Source organism: Haloferax sp. ATB1, from assembly GCF_000730175.1.
Map to the genome: position 1 here is coordinate 1 of NZ_JPES01000019.1, position 21,416 is coordinate 21,416.

Here is a 21,416-nt window from a genome sequence, read left to right on the forward strand (position 1 = left end):
AACTCTCCGAGCACAACCAGCACCACGTCCGTGAAATCCTCGAATACGAGGAGGACACGTTCCCCTTCCTGCTCGACACCTACGTCGGCAACCACCTGCTGAAGACCGTCGCGCTCAACGACACCCTCGAAGAACACGACATCGACGGCGTCATCTCCGGCGTCCGCTGGGACGAACAGGAGGCCCGCGCCGACGAGACGTTCTTCAGCCCCCGTCACGACCCCGACATCTACCCCCCGCACGACCGCATTCAACCCATCCTCCAGTTCGAAGAGAGCGCCGTCTGGGACGCCTTCTGGTACTTCGCGGTTCCGGACACCGTCGAGAACTACCCCGAGGACGGTTACGTCCCCACCAGCGACACCGACCTCCCCGAGGGTGTCACGCAGGAAGACGTGCCCGTCTCGCCGAAGTACTTCGCCGGCTTCCGGAGTCTCGGCAGCGAGGTCTCGACCGACAAGTCCGCCGAAGAACCGGCGTGGCTGCAGGACATGGAGAACACGACCGAGCGCGCGGGCCGCGCCCAGGACAAAGAGGACCTGATGGAGCGCCTGCGCGACCTCGGCTACATGTAACGTCGGCCGAACTCTGACGCGAACATCGCGACGCGGCCACTTTTTCGCGGACTCGCTCCCGACAGCGACAGCGACTGTCTCACAGCGGAAACAGCGATATCCTCCGCGAGCGACACCTTCCCTATGAGCCTCACATTCCCCGACTACCTCGACCTCGACTACGACGACGGCCGAGACCAGACCGCCGCCGACTACCCGACGCTCGAAGACAAACTCGAAAAAGCGGCCGCGGTGACCGCGACCGCCCTCGAACAGTACGAGCGCCCGGCCGTGATGTGGACCGGCGGCAAGGACTCCACGCTCGTGCTCTACGTCGTCCGCGAGGTCGCCGCCGACATGGGCGTCCCCGTGCCGCCCGTCGTCTTCATCGACCACTTCGAGCATTTCGACGAGACCGAGGCGTTCGTCCGCGAGTGGGCCGACCGCTGGGACCTCGACCTCGTCGTCGCCCGCAACGAGGACTTCGCGCGCCTCGGCGCGTCGCCCGGCGACGAGATTCCCCTCTCGGCCCTCGGCGACGACACCCGCCACGAACTCGCCCGCCTCGGCTACGAGGGCGAGACCGTCGTCCTCGACGCCGACAGCTTCGAGGGTAACCACCTCTTGAAGACCGTCGCGCTCAACGACACCCTCGAAGCACGCGGTTTCGACGGCGTCTTCTCGGGCGTCCGCTGGGACGAACAGGAGTCTCGCGCCGACGAGACGTTCTTCAGCCCCCGCCACGACTCCGAGAAGTACCCGCCGCACGACCGCGTCCACTCCATCCTCCAGTTCGAGGAGGCCGACGTGTGGGCGGCGTTCTGGAACTACATCGTCCCCGACTCGGTCGAGGGCTACCCCGCGGGCCACGTCCCCGCTGCTCTCGATGACCTCCCCTTCGGCGTCGAACCCGCCGACCTGCCCGTCTCGCCGAAGTACTTCGAGGGCTACCGCTCGCTCGGTACCGAGTCCGGGTCCGCGAAGTCCGACGACCGCCCCGCGTGGGTGCAGGACCTCGGCGCGAGCGCGGAACGCGAGGGGCGCGCGCAGGACAAAGAGGACCTGATGGGTCGGCTTCGCGACTTGGGTTACATGTGAACGGAGTCTGACGATAGCCATCGACTCAATAATGTAGAAAATATAATATGATTGCCGGCGGGACGTGCACGCATGTCCCGCTCTCCTCCCGATTTCTGGCCCACGATTACCGCCCTCGTCGGCGTCATACTGCTCACTGCCGCCGTGTTCGCGCCGTGGGGATCCATCATATGGTCGTACGAGTACAGAGCCGAACAGGTCACGCCGAGCGACGACCACCTCGCCGAGCGACTCGGTCTGGTCGACTCGACCGCGACGTGTATCGACGCCTGCGACCTCGCCGAGGACGTCAGCGCTGACGGGCCGCGGGTCGTCTCAGACGCGACGTACAGCGCCAGCTACGCGTTCGACTCGAAGCACCGCTTGGTGGTATTCCGGGACCGAAACCGTCCGTTCTACCGGCCGAACATCACGCGATACGAGAACGACACGGTCCGGGTCGACCTCGAACCGGTCTCGAACGCCACCGCGCTCAAGCTCGCGTCGACGCCCGCGTGGCGCTTCCCGAGCGCGGTGGAGCGAGTCGCCGACTCGGGGTCGGTCCGCGCGGGTCACGACCTCGCGGGGATGGCGCTTTGGAAGAAGACGAGCGCCATCGTCGCATACGACGGCGGATACGCTCGATACGCAGGACACACCGGTCGCGGGGGAATGGACAGCGCAAGAGTCTACCCTCGCGTTGGCCTCGCTGCGATCGGTGCGCTCTGTTGTTACTACGCCGGACGCTTGGTATCGTAGGCCCTCGCTCCTCTTGCGTTGCACCGACGACGCTCCCGCCATCCTGACGCCCACACCGTAGCGCCTATCTCCCCCAACACGCTATCGCCTCCATGACAGCCGAGTGGGTCAGCCTCTTTTCGGGCGGAAAGGACTCTTCGTGGGCGCTCTACCGCGCGCTCGAAGCGGATCTGAACGTCACCCGCCTCCTGACCGTCCACCCGAGCGACGACTCGTACATGTACCACGTGCCGGCGACCGACCTCGCCGCGCTTGCCGCCGAAAGCACCGGCATCGAACTCGTCGAGGTCCACCCCGGTGACCTCGAAGCGACCGACGCCGACGACTCGGGCGCGCAGGGCGACGCCGAACTCGAACCCCTCGAAGCGGCGCTGTCGGACCTCCAATCCGAGATCGACCTCGCGGGCGTCACCGCGGGGGCCATCGAAAGCGAGTTCCAGACCAACCGGATTCAGGCGATGTGCGACCGCCTCGGAATCGACCTGTTCGCCCCGCTGTGGCAGGAAAATCCCCGCGAACTCGGCGACGCCATGCTCGAGGCGGGCTTCGAAATCACCATCATCCAAGTCGCGGCCCACGGCCTCGACGAGTCGTGGCTCGGCCGGACGCTCGACGCCGACGCGCTCGACGAACTCGAAGCGCTCAACGAGCAGTACGGCGTCCACATCCTCGGCGAGGGCGGCGAGTTCGAGACGCTCGTCACCGACGGCCCGCACATGGACCGCCCCATCGAACTGGAGTACGAGACGGAGTGGGAGGGGACCCACGGCAGGCTCCGCATCACCGACGCGTACCTCGGCTAAGAAAAAGCGCCCGCGGTTGCGGTTCGGGCCGCGTTACTGGCCGTTCGTCAGCCGCGAGTGCGCCCCGATGAGGGCGTTCGAGAGGTCGAGGCTCTCGATGTGAGTCTCCTCGTCGACGATAGAGTTCTTCAGCTCCGCGTTTCGGATGACTGCGCCGGGGAAGACCACGGACTCTTCGAGCACGGAGTCTTCGACCACCGCGTTGGCCATCACGTGGACGTTGGTGCCGACCTCGGTGTTTGTGAGCGTCGCCGACTCGTGGACGAAGTTCTCGCCGCCGAGGTACCACGCCACGGCGTCGAGGTAGCTCTGGGGCGTGCCGATGTCGAACCACGCGCCGTCGAACGTGTAGGCGAACACGTCGCCGTTCTGCTGGAGCCACTGCATGAACCAGCCGGGTTCGTCGGGGTTGTTGTCACCGGAGAGATACTCGTCGAACTTGGGCAGGTCATCCGCAGGGAAGGCGTAGCAGGCGATGGAGACGAGCGTGCTCTTGGGGTCTTCGGGCTTCTCCTGGAAGTTGATGACGCGGTCGCCGTCGAGTTCGACGAGGCCGTAGGACTTCGCGCGCTCCTTGTCGCCCACGTCGTAGGCGGCCAGACACGGCGCATTCTTCTCGTAGAAGAAGTCCACGAAGTCGCCCACGTCGAAGCTGATGAGGTTGTCTCCCGCGATGACGACGAGGTCCTCGTCGACCTCCTCGCGGTCGATGAGCTGGGCGAGCGCGCCCACGACGCCGAACTTCTCGTCTTCTTCGCTGGTGTCTTCGACCGACAGCGTCGGCTTTTCGAACGGCGATTCGTCGATATACTCCTCGAATGCGCCGGCGAAGCGCTCGTTCGTGCTCACGAACACCTCCGAGACCCGGTCGTCGGCTTCCAGGTCTTCGAAGATGGTGTCGATGACCGTCTGGTCACCGACGGGTAAGAACATCTTGGGTCGGTGTTTGGTAATCGGCCACAGACGCGTCGCGTACCCTCCGGCAAGGACGACTGCCTTCATATCCCCCAAATCCCGCCACGTAGACAAGGCCTTTTTGCATCCTCTCTATCTTGCTGACACTTTTTCGACCGAGGCGGCGCAAGGGATTTTCCCTTCGACTCCCAACCGAGCGATATGACAGCCCGGGAGTCCGACACGACGGCCCGCCAGCGCATCGCCGACGCCCTCCGCGACGACCCCGCGACGGCCTCCGAGCTTTCGGCGAGCGTCGGCGTCTCGGTATCGTCGGTGTACGGTCATCTCCAACACGTCGCCCAAACAGTCCACGGAGCGGACGGCGAGCAGTTCCTCGTCGCGCCGCCGGAGTGCAAACACTGCGGCTTCAGCGCCTTCGACGACCCCGTGAACTACCCCTCGCGGTGTCCGGAGTGTCGAAGCGAGGGCATCGAAGAGGCCGTGTTCAAAATCGAATAGTCGGCCTACAACGACGCCACGGTCCGGTTGTGGTAGTCGAGAAAGTCAGCGTCGAGGTCGTGGTCCTCGCGGACCGAAAGCGAGGTACCGTCTAACTCGCGTTCGTAGGCGTGGGCGATGGTGTACGTCTCGGGGTCGACGGTTATCATTCCGTAGTCGAAGTCCGCGTGGTGGTCCGGACAGAGGACGAGGAGGTTCGCCTCGACGTCCGGGCCGTCGTGGGGCCGCCCGAGCGGTTTGAGATGGTGCGCCTCCGCGTAGCCGTCGTGGACTCCTCGACGGCGACGCTCTCCACAGACCTGACACGTGTGAGAGTACCGCTCTTTCAACTCGGTCGCAAGCGCCGTGTTTCGAATGATTCGGCTTCGCGTCGTCTCGGTGCGTTCCGCGGACGCGAGGTCCGCCGCGGCTTCTTCGTCGTCGACCCGCTCCCGCCGTTCGCGACGGCGGCGGAGAACGAATCGATAGACGTCCCTGTCGTCTCCCTCGAACGGACCGTGCGCGTAGTCGACGACTTCGACCTGACCCTGGTACTCCCAGTCAGTCCCGGCCGACTCTCGATGGAAGAAAAATATCGGTAACGGATGGTGTTTGGCCCGCGCGAGGAACTTGTTGCCGCCGGTAAGCGTCTGGTCGCCGGTCCGCCCCTCTCCGATGTACGTGAACTGGCCGCCGGTCACGTCGTCGCCGTACGGTCCGTTGTCACTCGAAAAGAGGCGGAGATACCGCTGATCGTCGTCGTCGTAGCAGATTTCGATGCCGCGGCCCGTCATCCCGCGGTCGAATCGAGACTGAAGTTCCGATCCGCTCAACCGCTCACCGAGTTCGAGCGAGAGCCCTGCAAGTTTCACGACGGAACCGACGGACGAGTCACGAAAAAGGGTTCTCCCGTCTCCGCTCGTATTGGGGGAGAAATCGGCCGAATGCCTCTTATTCTGCGTCTAGCTCGTTCAAGAGCGTCCGCGCCGCCGCCGACGAGGAACCGGGGCCGCGCGCGGTGATGAGGTCGCCATCGACCGTGACGCTAGTGTCGCTGTCGAGTTCGGCGTCCCAGACGCCGCCGGCGGCTTTCACCTCGTCTTCGACCCAGTACGGGAGCTTTCGGCCGTCGGGCATCAGGTCGTCGTCGTCGACGATGCCTTCCTCCCACTCGTTGGGGAAGCCGGTGACCTCGCGCCCCTCGACGAGGAACGAGCCGTCGGCCTCGCGGGTGAACCCGAGGATACCGACCGCGTGACAGACGACGAGCGCCTTCGAGCCGTCGCCGGCGACCGCCTGCAAGAGCGCCTGTCGGGCGTGTCGGTCCTGATTGATGTCCCACGCGGTGCCGTGGCCGCCGGGGAACACCACGGCGTCGTACTCGCGGGCGTCGACCTGCGCAATCGGCTCCGGATTCTGCAGGCGCTCGTCGTTCTCGTGGACTTCGACGACGCGTTCGGCGAGTTCCTCACCGACCTCCTCGGGGTCGATAGAGCGCTCGTCGACGACCGGCGGCGCGCCCGTCGGCGTCGCGACCGTCACGTCCACCCCGGCGTCGGTCAGGGTAGTGAGCGGCTCGATGCATTCCTCTCCCCAGTAGCCGTCTTCGCTGACGATGAAAAGCGCCGATGTCATCGCTCCCGAGTACGATCTGGCCACAAAAAGGCCCCGCGGAGGCGGAAATCCGCGGGGGAGGACGGCGCGACGGTGCGGCGTCGCGGCCGCGTCGGCGTCGGGTCAGTCGTCGCCGTGTTCGTCGACGATGACGACTTCGCTGTCTTCGACGGTGACGTTAATGAGCGTCTTGACGTGGTGGTCCGAGTCGTCGAGTTCGTTCGGCCCGGCCTTCTTGATGATGGCGACGGTGTCGACGACGTCCGCGCCGATGTGGTCGAGCGCGTCGAGGACGGCCTTCATCGTGCCGCCGGTCGAGAGCACGTCGTCGAGGACGAGCACGCGGTCGCCCTCGTTCACGTCGTTGATGAACATGTCGCCCTCGGAGTAGCCCGTCTGCTGGTGAAGCGAGACCTCGCCGTCGAGGCCGTACTCGCGCTTGCGGATGACGACGAGCGGGATGTCCGTCATGAGCGAGACGGCCGTCGAGATGTGGATGCCCATCGCCGCGGGCGTGACGATTTTGTCCACGTCTTCGAGGTTCGCCTTGCGGATGATCTTGATGACAATCTCGCGCAGGAGCCCCGGCTTCAGCATCGGAACCCCGTCGCTGATGGGGTGGACGAAGTACTCGTAATCTCCTTTTTCGATGATCGGCGCGTCGAGGAGAGACTGCCGCAACTGGTCCATGGCGCTCGTTTCCCCGGTTAGGCATAAAATGTGGCGGTTCGATGGCTCTCGGACACGCCGACCCACGTCTCGCGGTATCGATTACCGTGGGCCGACCGACGCCGAGCGACCGCTCTCCGACAGCGGTCCCCGCACGGAGCGCGACGCTCCGAGGGCGGTTACATCCCGCCGAGAAGCTGTGACGCGGTTTTCACCAGCGGCTCAACCGTCTCGTCCGGTTCGACGAAAAGCAGCATGCCGCGGCCGCCACAGTAGACCTGCAACACGCCGTAGCCGTCGCGTTCCTCGAACCGGTACTCGACGCTGTTCTGTACCGGACTAAGCCCGGAAAACAGCCCGCGCTCCATGAACTCGCGCCGAGTCTCCTCGGCGAGCGAACTCAGGTGCGTCACGAGTTCGTCGCGACTCCCGAAGTCCTCGCGGACCGACTCCCCGACGTGAAACAGGTCGAAGGCCGTCGCACCGTAGACGGCGACCAGAGAGACTGCCCCCTTCGCAGTCCCCCGAAGCGCGTCCATCGCGACCTCGCTGTCGGGTCCCGGTCCGTTGACGGATGCCATCCGTGACGGGTCGATTATCATTCGTTTCCCCCCTTGCCCTGACGCTGCGCGTCTCCCTGCCCGGAGCGCGCGCCTGGACGGATCATAAATGTCCGATTGTGAGTCAGTGTTATAAATTTGAGGGTCACACTGGAGGTAATAATTACCCCCCGCCAAATCCGGCCAGAAATCGCCTGAAACCGGCGTCTACTACGAGACCGGACTCTCTGATTTGACCCCGGTCTCGAGGGCGGCGTTTCGCCCCCACGTGGCTGGTGGGAACCGTTAAGAAATGGGCCCGTGAGCGCGTTATCGCACAACTATATTGATTATTAGTGGACTACGCTACCCGTATTTTCAGCTATTTCATCCCAAAACCAACAGACCGCGTAGTAGTTCGGGGTCGGTTTCCCCCTCTCCAGCGGTCTAGGACGATTCGATAAATAGTATACTTCTATTTTGTCGATTAGCTACAAAACCCGATTAAAATATATGCTTTCGTCCCATAGGTAGCGTGAGTGACCGAACGCTGCGCCCAGCTTGAGTCACGACCATACCCATGATACACCAACCACTCGTGCTCGGTGGAGAGCACGCGGGTCGCGCGCTCGCCGAGCGACTGCTGGAGGAGTACGAATCCGTCACGTTCATCGACGAGAACGAGGCAGTGGTCGCCCACGCGATCGAACGCGGCATCGACGCGCGAGTCGCGGCGTTCGACGAGCCACAGTCCCTCCGAGCCGCGTGGAACGAAAACGCGGACGCGGTTATCGTCGTGGGACGAATCGATCCGACGAACCTGCTTCTCACGCAGGCCTCGCGGACGACGTTCGACGTCGACCGGGTCACCGTACTCGTTAACGACCCGCAGAACACGGCCGTGTTCGAGGACCTCGGTGTCGAAGTGATCTGTGTCACGTCGCTCGTCACTGACATGGTCGTCGGGTCGCGCGCCGAACCGGCAGAGGACGCGCGAGCGGGTGGATAACCGTGGAAAAAACACTCGAACGAGACCTCGGTCTCTTCTCGGTGCTCGCGATCAGTATCGGGGCGATGGTCGGCAGCGGAATCTTCATTTTACCGGCGCTCGCGGTCGATATCGCGGGCCCAGCGGTTATCTTGGCGTACTTGATCGCCGGCGTTCTCGTGCTGCCCGCGGCGCTGTCGAAATCCGAGATGGCGACGGCAATGCCCGAAGCCGGCGGCACCTACTTGTTCATTGAGCGGGGGATGGGTCCACTGCTGGGCACCATCGCCGGTATCGGCACGTGGTTCTCGCTCTCGTTCAAAGGTGCGCTCGCACTCGTCGGCGGCGTGCCGTACCTGTTGTTGCTGTTCGACGTTCCTTCCACCGTCGTCACGCCGGTCGCGCTCGCGCTCGCGGCGCTCCTCGTCGTCGTCAACCTCGTCGGGGCGAAACAGACCGGGAGGCTACAGGTCGGTATCGTCGCCATCATGCTCGTCGCGCTCGTCTGGTTCGTCCTCGGCGGGACGCCGACCGTCGAATCGACGAACTTCCGCCCGTTCTTCAACGGCGGAGTCGGCGGCCTGCTCACCGCGACTGGACTCGTGTTCGTCTCCTATGCGGGCGTGACGAAAGTAGCGAGCGTTGCCGAGGAGGTCGAAGACCCCGACCGAAACATCCCGCTCGGCATCCTCGGGTCGCTCGGGTTCACGACGGTCCTCTACGTCCTCATCGTCGCCGTGATGGTCGGGGTCACCGACCGCGGCGTCCTCGCCGAGAGCGCGACGCCGATGGCACTCGCCGCGGAGGCTTCGCTCGGAACCGCGGGCGTCATCGCCGTCGTCGTCGCTGCGGTCCTCGCACTGGTCAGTACCGCGAACGCCGGGGTTCTCTCCTCGTCGCGGTACCCGTTCGCGATGAGCCGAGACAAACTCGCCCCGCCGTCGCTGTCGACGATTAGCGACCGGTTCGGAACCCCGAGCACGTCGATTACCCTCACGGGCGTCGTGCTGTTGCTTCTCATCGCGTTCGTTCCGCTGCTCGACATCGCGAAGCTCGCGAGCGCGTTCCAACTCCTCGTGTTCGTCCTCATCAACCTCGCCGTCGTCGCGTTCAGAGAGGGACATGTCGAGTACGAACCGTCGTTCACCTCGCCGCTGTACCCGTGGATGCAGGTGTTCGGCGCGCTCAGTGGCCTCGTCCTCCTCACGCAGATGGGGACCGTCCCGCTCGTCGGTGCGGTCGTTCTCACCATCGCGGGCGCCCTCTGGTTCTTCGTCTACGCCCGGTCTCGCGTCGACCGCGAGGGCGCGGCCGCCGACGCTGTTCGCCAAGAGGTCAGCCGCAACGCGGTCGAACGGGCCGAAGCGGCCATCCAAGCGCACCGCGACGAGTACCACGCTCTCGTGGCGATTTCGAACGACATCTCGAAAGCCAGAGAGCGGGCGCTGATTCAGGTGGCTTCGAGACTCGCTCGCGCCAACGACGGGCGAGTCACGGTCGCGCGGTTCGAGACGGTTCCGGACCAGACGTCCTTGGCCTACGCGTCCGCAGTCGAATCGCCAGCCGACGTCGAGTTCGAACGGCAGACCGACGAGCTCGACGACGAGTTCGGCGTGCCGATACGGTGCGGCACCATCGTCACCCACGACACGCGACACGCGGTCGTCAACTACGCCGCCAACCAGGACGTCGACTTCCTCCTCGTCGAGCACCCGACGGGGACAAAGCGCGTGAGCGAGCGCCTCTTCGGAACCGATACGTCGTGGATTCTCCGGCACGCACCCTGCGAAGCCGGTCTACTCAAGGGCCCCGACCTCGACGGGATTCGCACCGTCGAACTGCTCGCGAGCCAGGGGCCGTACGACCCGACGAAAGTCGCCGTCGCGGACGCGCTGGCGAGCGAGTCCGAAGGTCGAATCCACCTGAGCCACTGCGGGGACACCACCGACTCGGCGGCCCGGCGGCGGTCCCTCAAACAGTACAAAGCGGACATCGCCGAGTTGTGTAGCGCCCCCGTCGAGATGGGGACGCTCTCCACGGACGGTGGCCCCCACACTCTGCCGACCGAGAGCGACCTCCTCGTTGTGGCCGCCGACGAGTGGAACGGGCGGTCGGACGCGAAGGCGGTCATCGACGAGTGGAACGGTTCGGTGCTCGCGGTTCACGGTCAGGACGCGACTCGACGTGGACGACTCATGCGCGCGCTCGACCGTCAGTTGTTCTGACCTCGGCGAGCAGCCCACCGCTCTCCGTGCATTTATCGGCGGTTCACGCGACCAAAACACATATTTTCGGGAGCCCCATTGGTCGGCTCATGGCGTCGACATCCATCGACGAACTCGATAGATACATCCTTTATGCGCTGCAGAAAGACGCGCGACACACGTCGGGAAACGATATCGCCTCCGCACGTAACGTCTCTTCGAGTACGGTTCGAAACCGGATTTCGAAGCTCGAATCGAGCGGGATTATCCGGGGGAGCCACCTCGACATCGACTACGAGGCGCTCGGCTACCAGCTCCACACGATCATCTTCTGTACGGCACCGATTTCGAAGCGAGAAGAACTCGCGAGAAACGCCCTCTCGGTCGAGGGAGTCATCTCGGTTCGCGAGATTATGTCCGGCGAGAAGAACGTCCACATCGTCGCGCTCGGACGGAACAGCGACGACTTGAGTCGAATCGGGCGCGAACTCAGCGATATGGGGTTCGAGATTGCAGAAGAAGAGATAATCCGCAACGAGTACACCTGCCCCTACAGCCCGTTCGCCGGAGACTCGACGAACGAGGCGTAACCCCGGATGTCGACGCCGTTTCAACGGTCTCGATTGGACACCGCGACCCGCGTCTGACCGTCGGATAGCGGAAAGGGTTTTGCTTGGCTTTCGCTACAGACACGTAGTACCAATGAGCCAGTATCGAACGTCCCGACGAATCGTCCGGTCCGACTTCGGAGGTGGCTGATGCCCGATACGAGTGCCCGAATTCTCGTTCCGGTCGGAGAGTCGTCCACGTTCCGGAACACCGTCGCATACGCGGTCCGCGAGGCCCGGCGCATCGCCGCGGAAACCGGCGAAGAATCGACCGTTCACTTCGTGTACCCCGTCCGATGGCAACTGGTCGACGAGAGCGAGCGTTCGGCGGCCGACGCCGTCGCCGACACCCTCGAACGGGCGCGCGTCTGGGCGAACGACGACCTCGACTACGACGACGACGGCGACCTCGACGCCGAGGACGTCTCGGTCTCCATCGAGACCGCCGTCATCGGCGAGGACCGATACCTCTTTTCGCCGAACGATTTCGCCGAAGTGCTCCTCGAGTACGCTCGTGACCGCGACCTCGACCGCATCGTTCTCGACCCGGAGTACCAACCCGGCGGGAGCGCTCCGATGCTCCAGCCCCTCGAGTTCGAACTCGCGCGGTCGGGGTTAGTGGTCGAGGAAGCGCCGGTCGACCGCGTCGTCGAGCGCGGCCGGCTTCCCAGCCGAGCGAACGTCTCGAAGGCCCTCGCCATGTTCGGCGTCTCGTTCGGATTCTACCTTCTCCTCGCGGGCGTCTTCGACACGTTCAATCTCGTTACCGGCGCGATCTCCGCCGGCGTCGTGACGGCGGTTTTCGCACGCATCTCGTTCGTGAACACGCCATCCGTGACCGGCACCGTCGCCCGAATCGCCCGCTTTCTCCTCTACGTTCCCTACCTGCTGTGGGAGATCGTGAAGGCCAACTTCTCCGTGGCCTACATCATCCTCCACCCGGACCTCCCCATCGACCCGGAGATGCAGCGCTACCGGGCGGCGATTTGGGGCGACCTCTCGGTGACGACCCTCGCGAACAGCATCACGCTCACGCCGGGGACGCTGACCGTCGATATGGACCGAGACAGCCTTATCATCCACTCGCTCACCGGTTCCGCCCGAGACGGGCTCGCGGGCGGCGCACTCGAACGCGCCGTTCGGTTCGTCTTCTACGGACGCTCGGCGGCGCGTATCCCGACGCCCGCCGAGCGCGGGACGATAGCCTCGTGGACCGACGACGACCAAACGGACGGTGACGAGTGACGATGCTCGGACAGCTTTCGACGTTCGAGACGGTATTACTCGGTGCCGCGGGCGCGTTCATCACGTTCGCGGTCGTCCTCCTGTACCGGGTCGTCCGCGGACCGACGATGGAAGACCGCGTCATCGCGATCAACGCCATCGGGACGAACACGGTCGTCGTGTTGGCACTCGTCGCCGCGGCGTTCGGTCTCTCCGGATTCCTCGACGTTGCGCTCGTGTACGCGCTCTTGAACTTCCTCGCCAGCATCGCCATCTCCAAGTTCATCGTCGAACGCGGGGGTGTCCTCTGAGATGACGCCGCTCGAATATCTCGTCGTGGGGCTCGTCCTCGCGGGCGTCTTCTTCAGCTTCGTCGCGGTCGTCGGAATCATCCGACTGCCCGACCTCTACACCCGCGCCCACGCGACTTCGAAGAGCGATACGCTCGGAACGGTGCTCTCCCTCGGCGGCATCGCGCTCCTGTTCGGCGCGGAGGTCTCCGCCGTCAAGACGGTCTTGCTTCTGTTGTTCATGCTCATCACCAACCCGACGGCCGCTCACGCCATCGCACGAGCGGCCCACGACCAAGGTATCGAACCGTGGACCGCGAGCGATGAGGAGGGTGACTAAACGTGCAGCTACTCCTCTACGGGGTGTTGCTGACGTTCGTCGTCTTCGCCGCGCTCGCCGTGGCCTTCCTCCGAGACATCCTCAGCGCGATTATCGCGTTCGCCGGGTTCAGCTTCGGCGTCGCAATCGTCTACATCCTCCTCAGAGCGCCCGACGTCGCGCTGACGGAAGCGGCCGTCGGGGCGGGTGTCACGACGGTGTTGTTCCTCTTGGCAATCGTTCGGACGGTCCGGCCGGGAGGAGACCGACTCTTCGAGCGCGTCGCGTGGGGTCCCGCGATAATCGCGACCGGTCTCGTGGGCGTGTTGCTCACGACGGTCCGGTCGCTCCCCACTATCGGCGATCCGAACTCGCCGGTCGCGACCTCGGAGATCACCCGGTACTACCTCGAAAACGCCTATCCGCAGACCGATGTCGAAAACGTCGTGACGGCGATCCTGGCCGCCTACCGTGGGTTCGACACGCTCGGAGAGGCCGCGGTCGTTCTCGCGGCGGGGCTCGCAGTTCTCGTCGTCCTCCGCAAGGAGGTGTACGTATGAGCGCCGCCGACGGCTCTCTCAGCGCGTACGTCGAGAGTACGATTATCATGACGACGGTTCGCGTCGTCAGCCCGTTCGTGTTCACCTTCGGGCTGTTCGTCATGTTCCACGGCGCGGAGTCCGCCGGCGGCGGCTTCCAGGGCGGCGCAATTGTCGCGTCGAGCATCATCATGCTCGCGTTCGCGTTCGGTATCGAGCCGACGCGCGAGTGGCTCGACGACAGCGTCATCCGGCTCCTCGTCGGCGTCGGCGCGACGACGTTCGTCGGTATCGGCATCGGCGCGCTCGCATTCGACGGGGCGTTCCTGGAGTACGCAGCCTACGGAATCAGCCACGGCGTGAAGTACGGTATCGAACTCGTCGAACTCGGTATCGGCGCAATCGTCGCGGGCGTCATCGTCTCGCTGTTCATGAACCTCGCGGGTGGATTCAACCACGACTCCGGAGGTGACGACGCATGATGGACCTCCTCACGACACACTACAACTACGTCGCGAGCATCCTGCTGTTCGGCATCGGGCTCTACGTCGTCATGGGCAGTCCGAACCTCGTCAAGAAGATCATCGGCATGAACATCTTCCAGGTCGGCATCTTCCTGTTTTTCGTGACCACCGGGTACGTCGACGGCGGGGCTCCGCCCGTGGTCGGTCACGGCGAAGAGACGTTCGTGAGCCCGCTTCCGCACGTGCTTATCCTGACGGCTATTGTCGTCGGGGTGAGCCTAACGGCGGTCGCGCTCGCGCTCGTCATCCGCATCTACGACGGCTACGGTTCGCTGGACGAAGACGTCATCAAGGAGGTGCAGGTCGATGACTGACGCGCTCGTCCTCCTCGTGGTCGTCCCCATCGCCGCGTCGCTGTTCCCCGTCGCTCTCGGGGGACGGTTCGAGCGAATCGGTTGGTTCGTCGCGACCGCGATGGGCCTCGTCCATCTCGGACTCTCCGCGACCGTCGCGGCTCGCGTTCTCGAAGGCGGCCAGCTCTCGTACGCAGTCGGTGGGTTCGAACCGCCGTTCGGTATCGAACTCGTCGCCGACGGCGTCTCCGCGCCGCTGCTCGTGCTCGTGTCGCTTTCGACGCTCGGCGTGCTCGTCTACGCCCGCCGCGCGGGGCCGCACTCGAACGCGTTCTACAGCGAACTCGCACTGCTCACGGCCGGTATCTCCGGCGTGTTCGCGACTGCTGACGTGTTCAACCTGTACGTCTTCCTAGAGATTACGGGGCTTGCGACCTACGCCCTCGTCGCCAGCGGCCGGTCGCCGAGGGCCGCGCTGGCGAGCCTCAAGTACCTGTTCGTCGGGACCATCGGCGCGTCCCTCTACCTGCTCGGCGTCGGGTACCTCTACATCAAGACGGGGACGCTCAACATGGCGGACCTTACCGAAGCGGTCGCGTCGGTCGGCTACACCTCGCCGGCGATACTGACGAGCTTCGGGCTCATCGTGACGGGCCTCCTGGTCAAGGTCGCCGTCTTCCCGCTGCACACGTGGCAGCCCGGTGCCTACGCCGAGTCGCCCGACACCGTCAGCGCGTACATCTCCGCGCTCGTCTCGACGGCGGCCGCGTACGCACTCGCCCGCATTATCTACGCGGTGTACACGACCGGGTTCCTCGACGAGGTCTCGCTCGCCGGCGACGCCCTCGTGGCGCTCGCGTCGGTGAGTGTCGTCGTCGGGGCGGTCCTCGCGGTCATGCAGTCCGACCTCAAACGCATGCTCGCGTACTCCTCGGTCTCGCAGTTCGGTCTCGTCGTCGCCGCAATCGGCCTCGCGAACGAGACGGCGCTCGTCGGAGCGGTCGTCCACCTCGTCGGCCACGCGGTGATGAAAGGCGGGCTGTTCCTCACCGTCGGCGTATTCGCCACCGGTCTCGGCGTGCGGACGGTCGAGGACTTCGCGGGACTCGCCGCGAAGGCACCGGTATCGAGCGCGGCGTTCGCCGTGCTCGCCTTCTCGATGGTCGGCATCCCGCCGGCCGTCGGATTCGTCGGGAAGTGGAACATCGTCGTCGGTGCGGTCGAAGCCGGCGCGTGGCCGGTCGCGGCCGTCGTCGTGGTGAGCACGCTTCTCACCCTCGCGTACTTCGGCCGGGTTATCGAGCGAATGTACTTCACCGCGCCCGAACCCGAGGCGGACGCCGTCTCGACCGACGGCGGAAACGACGCCGTGGAAGTGTCGTTCGGCATGCGCGCGGTCGTCGTCGTCTCGGCGGTCACCGCGGTGGTGCTCGGCGTTCTCGGCTCCGACCTCATCACCGTCATCCAACCGGCACTGGAGGTGTACTTCTAAATGACAGACGTTTTCTCACTGAGACCGCTCGCGGCGGTGCTAGCCGCTGCGGTCGGTATCGTCACTATCGTCGCATCGAAACGCAGTCCCAACGTCAGGGAGGGCTTCACCGTCCTCTCTGCGGTCTCCGCACTGGGTATCGTCGCAAGCATGGTTCCGGGGGTTCTCAACGGGACGACGTACGTCACCGACCTCGGGACGTTTGTCCCCGGAGTTCGGTTCGTCCTCCGGGCCGACCCGCTCGGGATGATATTCGCCCTGCTCGCGAGCCTCCTGTGGCTCATCACGAGCTTCTACAGTATCGGCTACATGCGCGGGCTGGACGAACACGCCCAGACGCGGTACTTCGCGGCGTTCGCGGGGAGCGTCAGCGCCGCCCTCGGCGTCGCGTTCGCCTCGAACCTCATCGTCCTGTACGTGTTCTACGAGCTGTTGACGGTGGCGACGTATCCGCTCGTCACGCACGACGAGACTGAGGAGGCCCGAAAGGCCGGTCGGAAATACCTCGCGTACACCTTCGGTGGCGGGGTCGCCGCCCTCGCCGGGACGGCGCTCGTGTTCTGGGCGACCGGAACCGTTGAGTTCTCCGCTGGCGGCATCGCCGCGCTCGCGAACGCCGACCCTGTCGTCGCGCGGGCCGCGTTCGCGCTGCTCGTCACGGGATTCGGCGTGAAGGCCGCGCTCATGCCGGTCCACTCGTGGCTCCCCGACGCGATGGTCGCCCCGACACCCGTTTCCGGGTTGCTCCACGCCGTGGCGGTCGTCAAAAGCGGCGTGTTCGGTATCGCACGCGTCATCCTCGACGTGTACGGTCCCGACGCCGTCGGCTCGCTCGGAGTCGGCCTTCCGCTGGCCGCGGTCGCTGCGTTCACCATCGTCGTCGCGAGTATCATCGCTCTCCGACAGGACAACCTCAAACGGCGGTTGGCGTACTCGACGGTCAGCCAGCTCTCGTACATCGTCCTCGGGTTGGCCTTGCTCTCCCCCGCGGCGCTCGTCGGCGGGCTGCTCCACATTCCCGCCCACGCGTTCATGAAGCTCACCCTGTTCTTCTGTGCGGGCGCGATTCACGTCGAGACGCACACCGACGACATCAGCGACATGGCTGGAATCGGCCGGCGGATGCCGCTGACGATGATCGCGTTCACCGTCGCGAGCCTCGGGATGGCCGGCCTGCCGCTGGTCGCCGGGTTCGTCAGCAAGTGGTACCTCCTCATCGGGAGCATCCAGGCGGAACAGACGGTCTTCGTGTTCGTGCTCTTGGCGTCCGGCCTGTTGAACATCGGCTACTTCTGGCCGGTCATCTACCAGGCGTTCTTCCAGACGCCGGAGGACTCGGACGCGAAACCGCTCATCGAGTTCCCCATCGGCGGCGTGCGGGCAGTCGCCGACGGCGGGTCGAAAGAGCCGGTCGCCGAGGGTGAGCAGTACGCCGTCGACCGGAACCCGAGCGACCACGTCGCCGTGACCGACGGCGAATCCGACCACGTCGCCGCGGCCGACGGTGAGTCTGACCACGACCACCACCACCACCACGGCGGTGCGCCCGCCGGCGGGTGGGAACATCGTCGCCTCGGCACTGAGAGCACGTGGTTCATGATGGCTCCGATTACGATTGCCGCGGCCGGTGCAATCGTCCTCGGGGTCGTTCCCCAGACGGCGGTGTTCCTCGCGCTCGTCCAGCGCGTCGTCGCCGACGTGACGGGGGTGGTGTTCTGATGTCGATAGCGACACTCCTGCCGCCGGCGTTCGTCGTGCTCGCGGTCGCGCTCGTCATGCCGTTCGTCTCGCGTCGGGTCGGACACGCGCTGGGCGTGCTCTCGACCGGGGGAGTGGCCGTCTGGTCGCTTCTCGCCCCGGCCGGCGCACACCTGCCGGTGACGTTCCTCGGCTTCGACGCCGTGTTGTTCAACGTCGACGAGTTCTCCCGGTTGATGGGGATTATCTTCGGCCTCATCGGTGCGGCCGCCGTCCTCTACTCGTACTCGTCGGCCGCGCAGAACGTCCAGACGGCCTACGCCCTCGGCTACGTGGGGACGAGCCTCGGCGCGGTCTTCGCCGGCGACTGGCTCACCATGGTGTTCTTCTGGGAACTCATGGCGGTCACGAGCACGCTTCTCGTCTGGGACTACGGCGGGAAAGCGGTGCGCGCTGGCTACCGCTACGCGATTGCCCACGGACTCGGCGGTAGCTGCTCATGGGCGCTATCGTCTGGCACTACGTCGAGGTGGGGACGTTCCTCTTCTCGGCGACCGACGGTATCGCGGCCGGCGTTCCGGCCGCGCTCGCGGCGCTCGGTATCGGCGTCAACGTCGGATTCGTCGGGTTGCACACGTGGCTTCCCGACACGTATCCGCGCCCCCACTTCGCCGCGAGCGTCTTCCTGTCGGTCTACACGACGAAGACCGGGGTGTACGGCCTCGCTCGCGCGTTCCCCGACGGGAACCTCGCAATCGCGTACATGGGGACCGCGATGGCCGTCGTCGGCGTCGGCTACGCGCTCATGCAAAACGACATGCGGCGGCTCCTGGCGTACCACATCCAGTCGCAGGTCGGGTACATGGTCGCCGGCGTCGGTATCGGCACGGCGCTCGCGACCGCCGGCGCGTTCGCACACGTCTACAACCACATCCTCTACAAGGCGCTGTTGTTCATGACCGCCGGCGTCGTCCTCTCGCAGACCGGCGAAGAGAACCTCAAGTACCTCGGGAACCTCCGCGGGGCGTTGCCGGCGACCGCGCTCGCGTTCACCGTCGCCGCCCTCTCGATTAGCGGTTTCCCCGGTTTCAACGGGTTCGTCAGCAAGGGCATGATTACCGCCGCCGCCCACAAGGAGCACCTGGACGGCATCTTCTATCTCCTTCTCGCCGGGGGCGTCGGAACGTTCATGTCGTTCATCAAGTTCGGCTACTACGCGTTCTTCCGCGATGCGGACCGCGACTGGTCGCTCGACCGCGCCGGGACGGGCCAGTCGGTCGCGATGCTCGGCGTCGCGGGGCTCTGTGTCGCCTTCGGGCTGTACCCCGACGCGCTGTTCGCGATACTGCCCGGAAGCACCGCCGACGCGCACCCCTTCACGCTCAGCCACCTCGGCGAAGGGTTCGCGCTCGCCGTTCTCGGCGTCGTCGGCTTCGTGGTCGTGAAGAAACCGCTCTCGAAGGTCGGAGACGTGCCGGACGTCGACACCCTGTTGAATCCCGCTGTCTTCTACGGCACCCGCGGGCTGGTTCGCGGTGCGACCGGTCTCTTCGCCGCCGTCGACCGCGTCGTCTCGGCCGCGGCCTACGACGTTGCGGGCACGATTGCGAATCCGTACCCCGCGCTGCGTCGGATCGCCGGCGGCCTCGGTCGGTCCGAGGCGGACTCGATTACCGTCGGGAGCCTTCGCGCGACGATTGCGACGAGTATCGCGCTCGTCGTGTTGATACTCGGCGGCGTGCTCGTCGGACTCCTCGCGTAGTCCCGAGCCGCCTCGGGTCGTTTTTTACGAGAGTTCCGTTTTCAGTTCGTCGGCCACGCGAGCGCCGAGTCCGTCTTTCGACCCGACGTACTCGCTCGTCTCGTCGGCGCGGACGACGAGCGCGCGGGTCTCGTCCGCACCCATCACGGAGGCGTCGTTGGCGACGACGAACGCGAGGCCGACGCGGTCCATGATGCGGCGGGCCTCGCCGACCATCGCCTCGTCGTCGCCGGTCGTCTCGGCTTTGAAGCCAACGATAGTGAGGTCCGGATGCGACTCCCGGACGGTGTCGATAAGCTTCGGCGCGGGTTCGAGGTCGAGCGTACGCGCTTCGCCGGAGCGAATCTTCTCGTCGGCCGCCTCGACGGTGAAATCAGAGATTGCGGCCGCGGAGACGAGCGCGTCGGCGTCCGCGTCGACCGCGGCCTCGACGGCCTCCAGCATCTCGGCGGCCGACTCGACGGCGAGCACGTCGGCGTAGTGCGCGTCGTCGCCGTCGTGGACGAGCGTCACGTCCGCGCCGCGAATCGCGAGCGCGCGGGCGACGGCGCGGCCCGTGCGACCGGAGGCGCGGTTCGAGAGGGTGCGGATTGGGTCGATGGACTCGGTCGTCGCGCCGGCGGTGACGACGACGGATTTCCCGGCGAGCGTCTGTTCGGTCGTCGCTTTCGCCACGCCGGTGACGATAGCCTCTTCGGTGGCGATTTTCGCCTTTCCTTCCTCGATGCGGGGGTCGACGAACTCGACGCCCCACGACCGCACCCGCTCGATGGCGTCGAGGACGCCGGGGTGGTCGTACATGGGCTCGTGCATCGCGGGCGCGACGACGACCGGGACGCCCGCGCCGAGGGCGGTGGTCGCGGTGGTCGTCACGGGAGAGTCGTCGATAGCAGCGGCTATCTTGCCGACCGTGTTGGCCGTCGCGGGCGCGACGAGGAACACGTCGGCCCAGCCGTCGCGGCCGCAGAGTTCGACGTGTTCGACGCGGCCGGTAATCTCGGTCACCACGTCGTTGTCGGTGGCGAACTCGACGGCCCACGGATGGATGATTCTCGTCGCGGCGTCGGTCATCACCGCGCGGACCGACGCGCCCCGGCGGCGGAGTTCGTGCGCCAACTCGACGACTTTCACGGCCGCGATACTCCCCGTCACCCCGAGCGCGACGTTCACACCTTCGAGCATTCACTCGTCTCTGCGCCCGCTATCGGTTAAAAGGATTCGCGTCCGCGAGCGGGACCGGCGGCCGGTCCGCCCGCGGCGAGAGTGGTTCGGCTACTCGTCCAGTCGCCCGAGTTCGTCGTCGACGAGGCTCGGGTGGGTACGCTGGGGCTCGTCGTGGGGTTCGGCGAAGAACTCGCGCATGACCTCGCGGGACTCGCGCTCGCGGCGGTCGCGCTCGTCGGCGTCTATCTCCTCGCAGGCCGGCGGCACCTCGCGGCCGCGGTCGGTGAAGTAGCCGGTCGGCGCGACCCAGTCGTTGTAGAACGCCGTCCCCGAGTCGTGGACCAGCGTGATGGCAGTCTCCGCGGCGTCGCCGGCGGCGACGACCGCCTGATGGTAAATCTCGGTCAGTCGCCCCGCGGCGTAGATGCCGGGGACGGCGGTCCGGCCGAGGTCGTCCACGTCGACGTAGGTCTTCGACCCGGCGGCCCGGAGGTCGACGCCCGTGTCTTCGAGGTACGACGCGTCGGACCACGAGGCCGCGACGACGCGCGACGCCTCGACGGTCTCTTCGCCGTCGTCGGCCTCGACGGTCGCCCGGAACAGCGGGTTTTCGTCGTCGCCGAGCACGACGAGGTCGGTCACGCGACCGGCCAGTCGCTCCGCGCCGTTTCGGTCCGCCTGTTCGGAGAGGAGGTCAGTAAAAAGCCGGCTGTTGACGCCCGCCGGAAAGCCGGGGACGTTTTCGAGGTGGGCGTTTCGGCGAACGATTGGCTCGGCGTCGTTGACGACGAGGGTGTCGAGGTCGGCGCGCGCGAGGAACGTCGCGGCGGTGAGACCGGCGACGCCGCCGCCGACGACGAGCGCGTCTCGTGGAGTCGTCTCGCTCATACCGTGCGATAGC

Annotated in this window: 23 protein-coding genes and 1 pseudogene; 17 read left to right on the forward strand and 7 right to left on the reverse strand. The window is 65.7% G+C overall.

The annotated features are described in order from the left end of the window. The 4 genes from ATB1_RS03265 to ATB1_RS03280 form a co-directional block, all read left to right on the forward strand. The coding region (locus tag ATB1_RS03265) for a phosphoadenosine phosphosulfate reductase family protein (RefSeq protein ID WP_042662252.1) at positions 1-575 on the forward strand (575 nt) is incomplete at its 5' end. Positions 576-698: 123 nt separating this feature from the next. Continuing rightward, positions 699-1,652 (forward strand): phosphoadenosine phosphosulfate reductase family protein, encoded by a 954-nt coding sequence (locus ATB1_RS03270; RefSeq protein ID WP_042662253.1) that lies wholly within the window; start codon positions 699-701, stop codon positions 1,650-1,652. Positions 1,653-1,724: 72 nt separating this feature from the next. After that, complete coding sequence (locus tag ATB1_RS03275) at positions 1,725-2,390, forward strand: hypothetical protein (RefSeq protein ID WP_052367669.1); 666 nt, start codon at positions 1,725-1,727, stop codon at positions 2,388-2,390. A gap of 92 nt (positions 2,391-2,482) precedes the next feature. Continuing rightward, positions 2,483-3,193: a diphthine--ammonia ligase gene (locus ATB1_RS03280; protein WP_042662254.1), complete on the forward strand. Its 711-nt coding sequence runs from the start codon at positions 2,483-2,485 to the stop codon at positions 3,191-3,193. A 33-nt stretch (positions 3,194-3,226) separates the two neighbouring features. On the opposite strand, the gene ATB1_RS03285 is transcribed toward ATB1_RS03280, so the two are convergent. After that, entirely contained in the window at positions 3,227-4,195 is a 969-nt protein-coding gene (locus ATB1_RS03285) for a sugar phosphate nucleotidyltransferase (protein ID WP_042662255.1), read from the reverse strand. 114 nt (positions 4,196-4,309) lie between these two features. Here ATB1_RS03285 and ATB1_RS03290 point away from each other — a divergent pair, with 114 nt between their 5' ends. After that, complete coding sequence (locus ATB1_RS03290) at positions 4,310-4,609, forward strand: transcriptional regulator (protein ID WP_004063969.1); 300 nt, start codon at positions 4,310-4,312, stop codon at positions 4,607-4,609. Positions 4,610-4,614: 5 nt separating this feature from the next. Here ATB1_RS03290 and ATB1_RS03295 read toward each other — a convergent pair whose 3' ends face one another. The 4 genes from ATB1_RS03295 to ATB1_RS03310 all read right to left on the reverse strand — a co-directional run bounded on the left by ATB1_RS03295 (position 4,615) and on the right by ATB1_RS03310 (position 7,452). Beyond that, entirely contained in the window at positions 4,615-5,460 is an 846-nt protein-coding gene (locus tag ATB1_RS03295; protein WP_042662256.1) for an HNH endonuclease, read from the reverse strand. Positions 5,461-5,539: 79 nt separating this feature from the next. Further along, positions 5,540-6,223: a type 1 glutamine amidotransferase domain-containing protein gene (locus ATB1_RS03300; RefSeq protein WP_042662257.1), complete on the reverse strand. Its 684-nt coding sequence runs from the start codon at positions 6,221-6,223 to the stop codon at positions 5,540-5,542. Between the two features lie 102 nt (positions 6,224-6,325). After that, the gene (hpt, locus tag ATB1_RS03305; RefSeq protein ID WP_042662258.1) at positions 6,326-6,892 is read right to left on the reverse strand and encodes a hypoxanthine/guanine phosphoribosyltransferase; all 567 of its coding nucleotides are present in this window, start codon (positions 6,890-6,892) and stop codon (positions 6,326-6,328) included. Positions 6,893-7,050: 158 nt separating this feature from the next. After that, positions 7,051-7,452: a hypothetical protein gene (locus ATB1_RS03310; RefSeq protein WP_004977535.1), complete on the reverse strand. Its 402-nt coding sequence runs from the start codon at positions 7,450-7,452 to the stop codon at positions 7,051-7,053. A 538-nt stretch (positions 7,453-7,990) separates the two neighbouring features. Here ATB1_RS03310 and ATB1_RS03315 point away from each other — a divergent pair. The 12 genes and pseudogenes from ATB1_RS03315 to ATB1_RS03370 all read left to right on the forward strand — a co-directional run bounded on the left by ATB1_RS03315 (position 7,991) and on the right by ATB1_RS03370 (position 19,351). Next, positions 7,991-8,419, forward strand: a complete 429-nt coding sequence (locus ATB1_RS03315; protein WP_042662259.1) for an NAD-binding protein — start codon at positions 7,991-7,993, stop codon at positions 8,417-8,419. 2 nt (positions 8,420-8,421) lie between these two features. After that, positions 8,422-10,623, forward strand: a complete 2,202-nt coding sequence (locus ATB1_RS03320; RefSeq protein WP_042662260.1) for a universal stress protein — start codon at positions 8,422-8,424, stop codon at positions 10,621-10,623. 89 nt (positions 10,624-10,712) lie between these two features. After that, positions 10,713-11,192, forward strand: a complete 480-nt coding sequence (locus tag ATB1_RS03325; protein WP_042662261.1) for an Lrp/AsnC family transcriptional regulator — start codon at positions 10,713-10,715, stop codon at positions 11,190-11,192. Positions 11,193-11,360: 168 nt separating this feature from the next. Continuing rightward, positions 11,361-12,455 carry a monovalent cation/H+ antiporter subunit E gene (locus ATB1_RS03330; RefSeq protein WP_042662262.1) on the forward strand — a complete coding sequence of 365 codons (1,095 nt, stop codon included), beginning with the start codon at positions 11,361-11,363 and terminating at the stop codon, positions 12,453-12,455. Between the two features lie 2 nt (positions 12,456-12,457). Next, entirely contained in the window at positions 12,458-12,745 is a 288-nt protein-coding gene (locus ATB1_RS03335) for a cation:proton antiporter (RefSeq protein ID WP_008092688.1), read from the forward strand. 1 nt (position 12,746) lies between these two features. After that, the gene (gene mnhG, locus ATB1_RS03340) at positions 12,747-13,064 is read left to right on the forward strand and encodes a monovalent cation/H(+) antiporter subunit G (protein ID WP_004977541.1); all 318 of its coding nucleotides are present in this window, start codon (positions 12,747-12,749) and stop codon (positions 13,062-13,064) included. A 2-nt stretch (positions 13,065-13,066) separates the two neighbouring features. Further along, positions 13,067-13,603 carry a DUF4040 domain-containing protein gene (locus tag ATB1_RS03345; protein ID WP_042662263.1) on the forward strand — a complete coding sequence of 179 codons (537 nt, stop codon included), beginning with the start codon at positions 13,067-13,069 and terminating at the stop codon, positions 13,601-13,603. Then, positions 13,600-14,064 carry an MnhB domain-containing protein gene (locus tag ATB1_RS03350; RefSeq protein ID WP_042662264.1) on the forward strand — a complete coding sequence of 155 codons (465 nt, stop codon included), beginning with the start codon at positions 13,600-13,602 and terminating at the stop codon, positions 14,062-14,064. Before ATB1_RS03345 ends, ATB1_RS03350 begins: the two co-directional genes overlap by 4 nt. Beyond that, positions 14,061-14,420, forward strand: a complete 360-nt coding sequence (locus ATB1_RS03355) for a cation:proton antiporter subunit C (RefSeq protein ID WP_042662265.1) — start codon at positions 14,061-14,063, stop codon at positions 14,418-14,420. The genes ATB1_RS03350 and ATB1_RS03355 overlap by 4 nt, the downstream gene beginning before the upstream one ends. Continuing rightward, positions 14,413-15,891, forward strand: a complete 1,479-nt coding sequence (locus ATB1_RS03360; RefSeq protein ID WP_042662266.1) for a monovalent cation/H+ antiporter subunit D family protein — start codon at positions 14,413-14,415, stop codon at positions 15,889-15,891. The genes ATB1_RS03355 and ATB1_RS03360 overlap by 8 nt, the downstream gene beginning before the upstream one ends. After that, the gene (locus tag ATB1_RS03365; RefSeq protein ID WP_042662267.1) at positions 15,892-17,610 is read left to right on the forward strand and encodes a cation:proton antiporter; all 1,719 of its coding nucleotides are present in this window, start codon (positions 15,892-15,894) and stop codon (positions 17,608-17,610) included. Further along, a pseudogene (locus tag ATB1_RS03370) lies at positions 17,610-19,351 on the forward strand (Na(+)/H(+) antiporter subunit D). Before ATB1_RS03365 ends, ATB1_RS03370 begins: the two are co-directional and overlap by 1 nt. 24 nt (positions 19,352-19,375) lie before the next feature. Here the strand turns inward: ATB1_RS03370 and coaBC are convergent. Both coaBC and ATB1_RS03380 read right to left on the reverse strand, forming a co-directional pair. After that, positions 19,376-20,533, reverse strand: a complete 1,158-nt coding sequence (gene coaBC / locus ATB1_RS03375; protein ID WP_042662268.1) for a bifunctional phosphopantothenoylcysteine decarboxylase/phosphopantothenate--cysteine ligase CoaBC — start codon at positions 20,531-20,533, stop codon at positions 19,376-19,378. A 90-nt stretch (positions 20,534-20,623) separates the two neighbouring features. After that, a complete protein-coding gene (locus ATB1_RS03380) occupies positions 20,624-21,403 on the reverse strand; it encodes an FAD-dependent oxidoreductase (protein ID WP_042662269.1) in 780 nt (259 codons plus the stop codon). Positions 21,404-21,416: the final 13 nt, after the last annotated feature.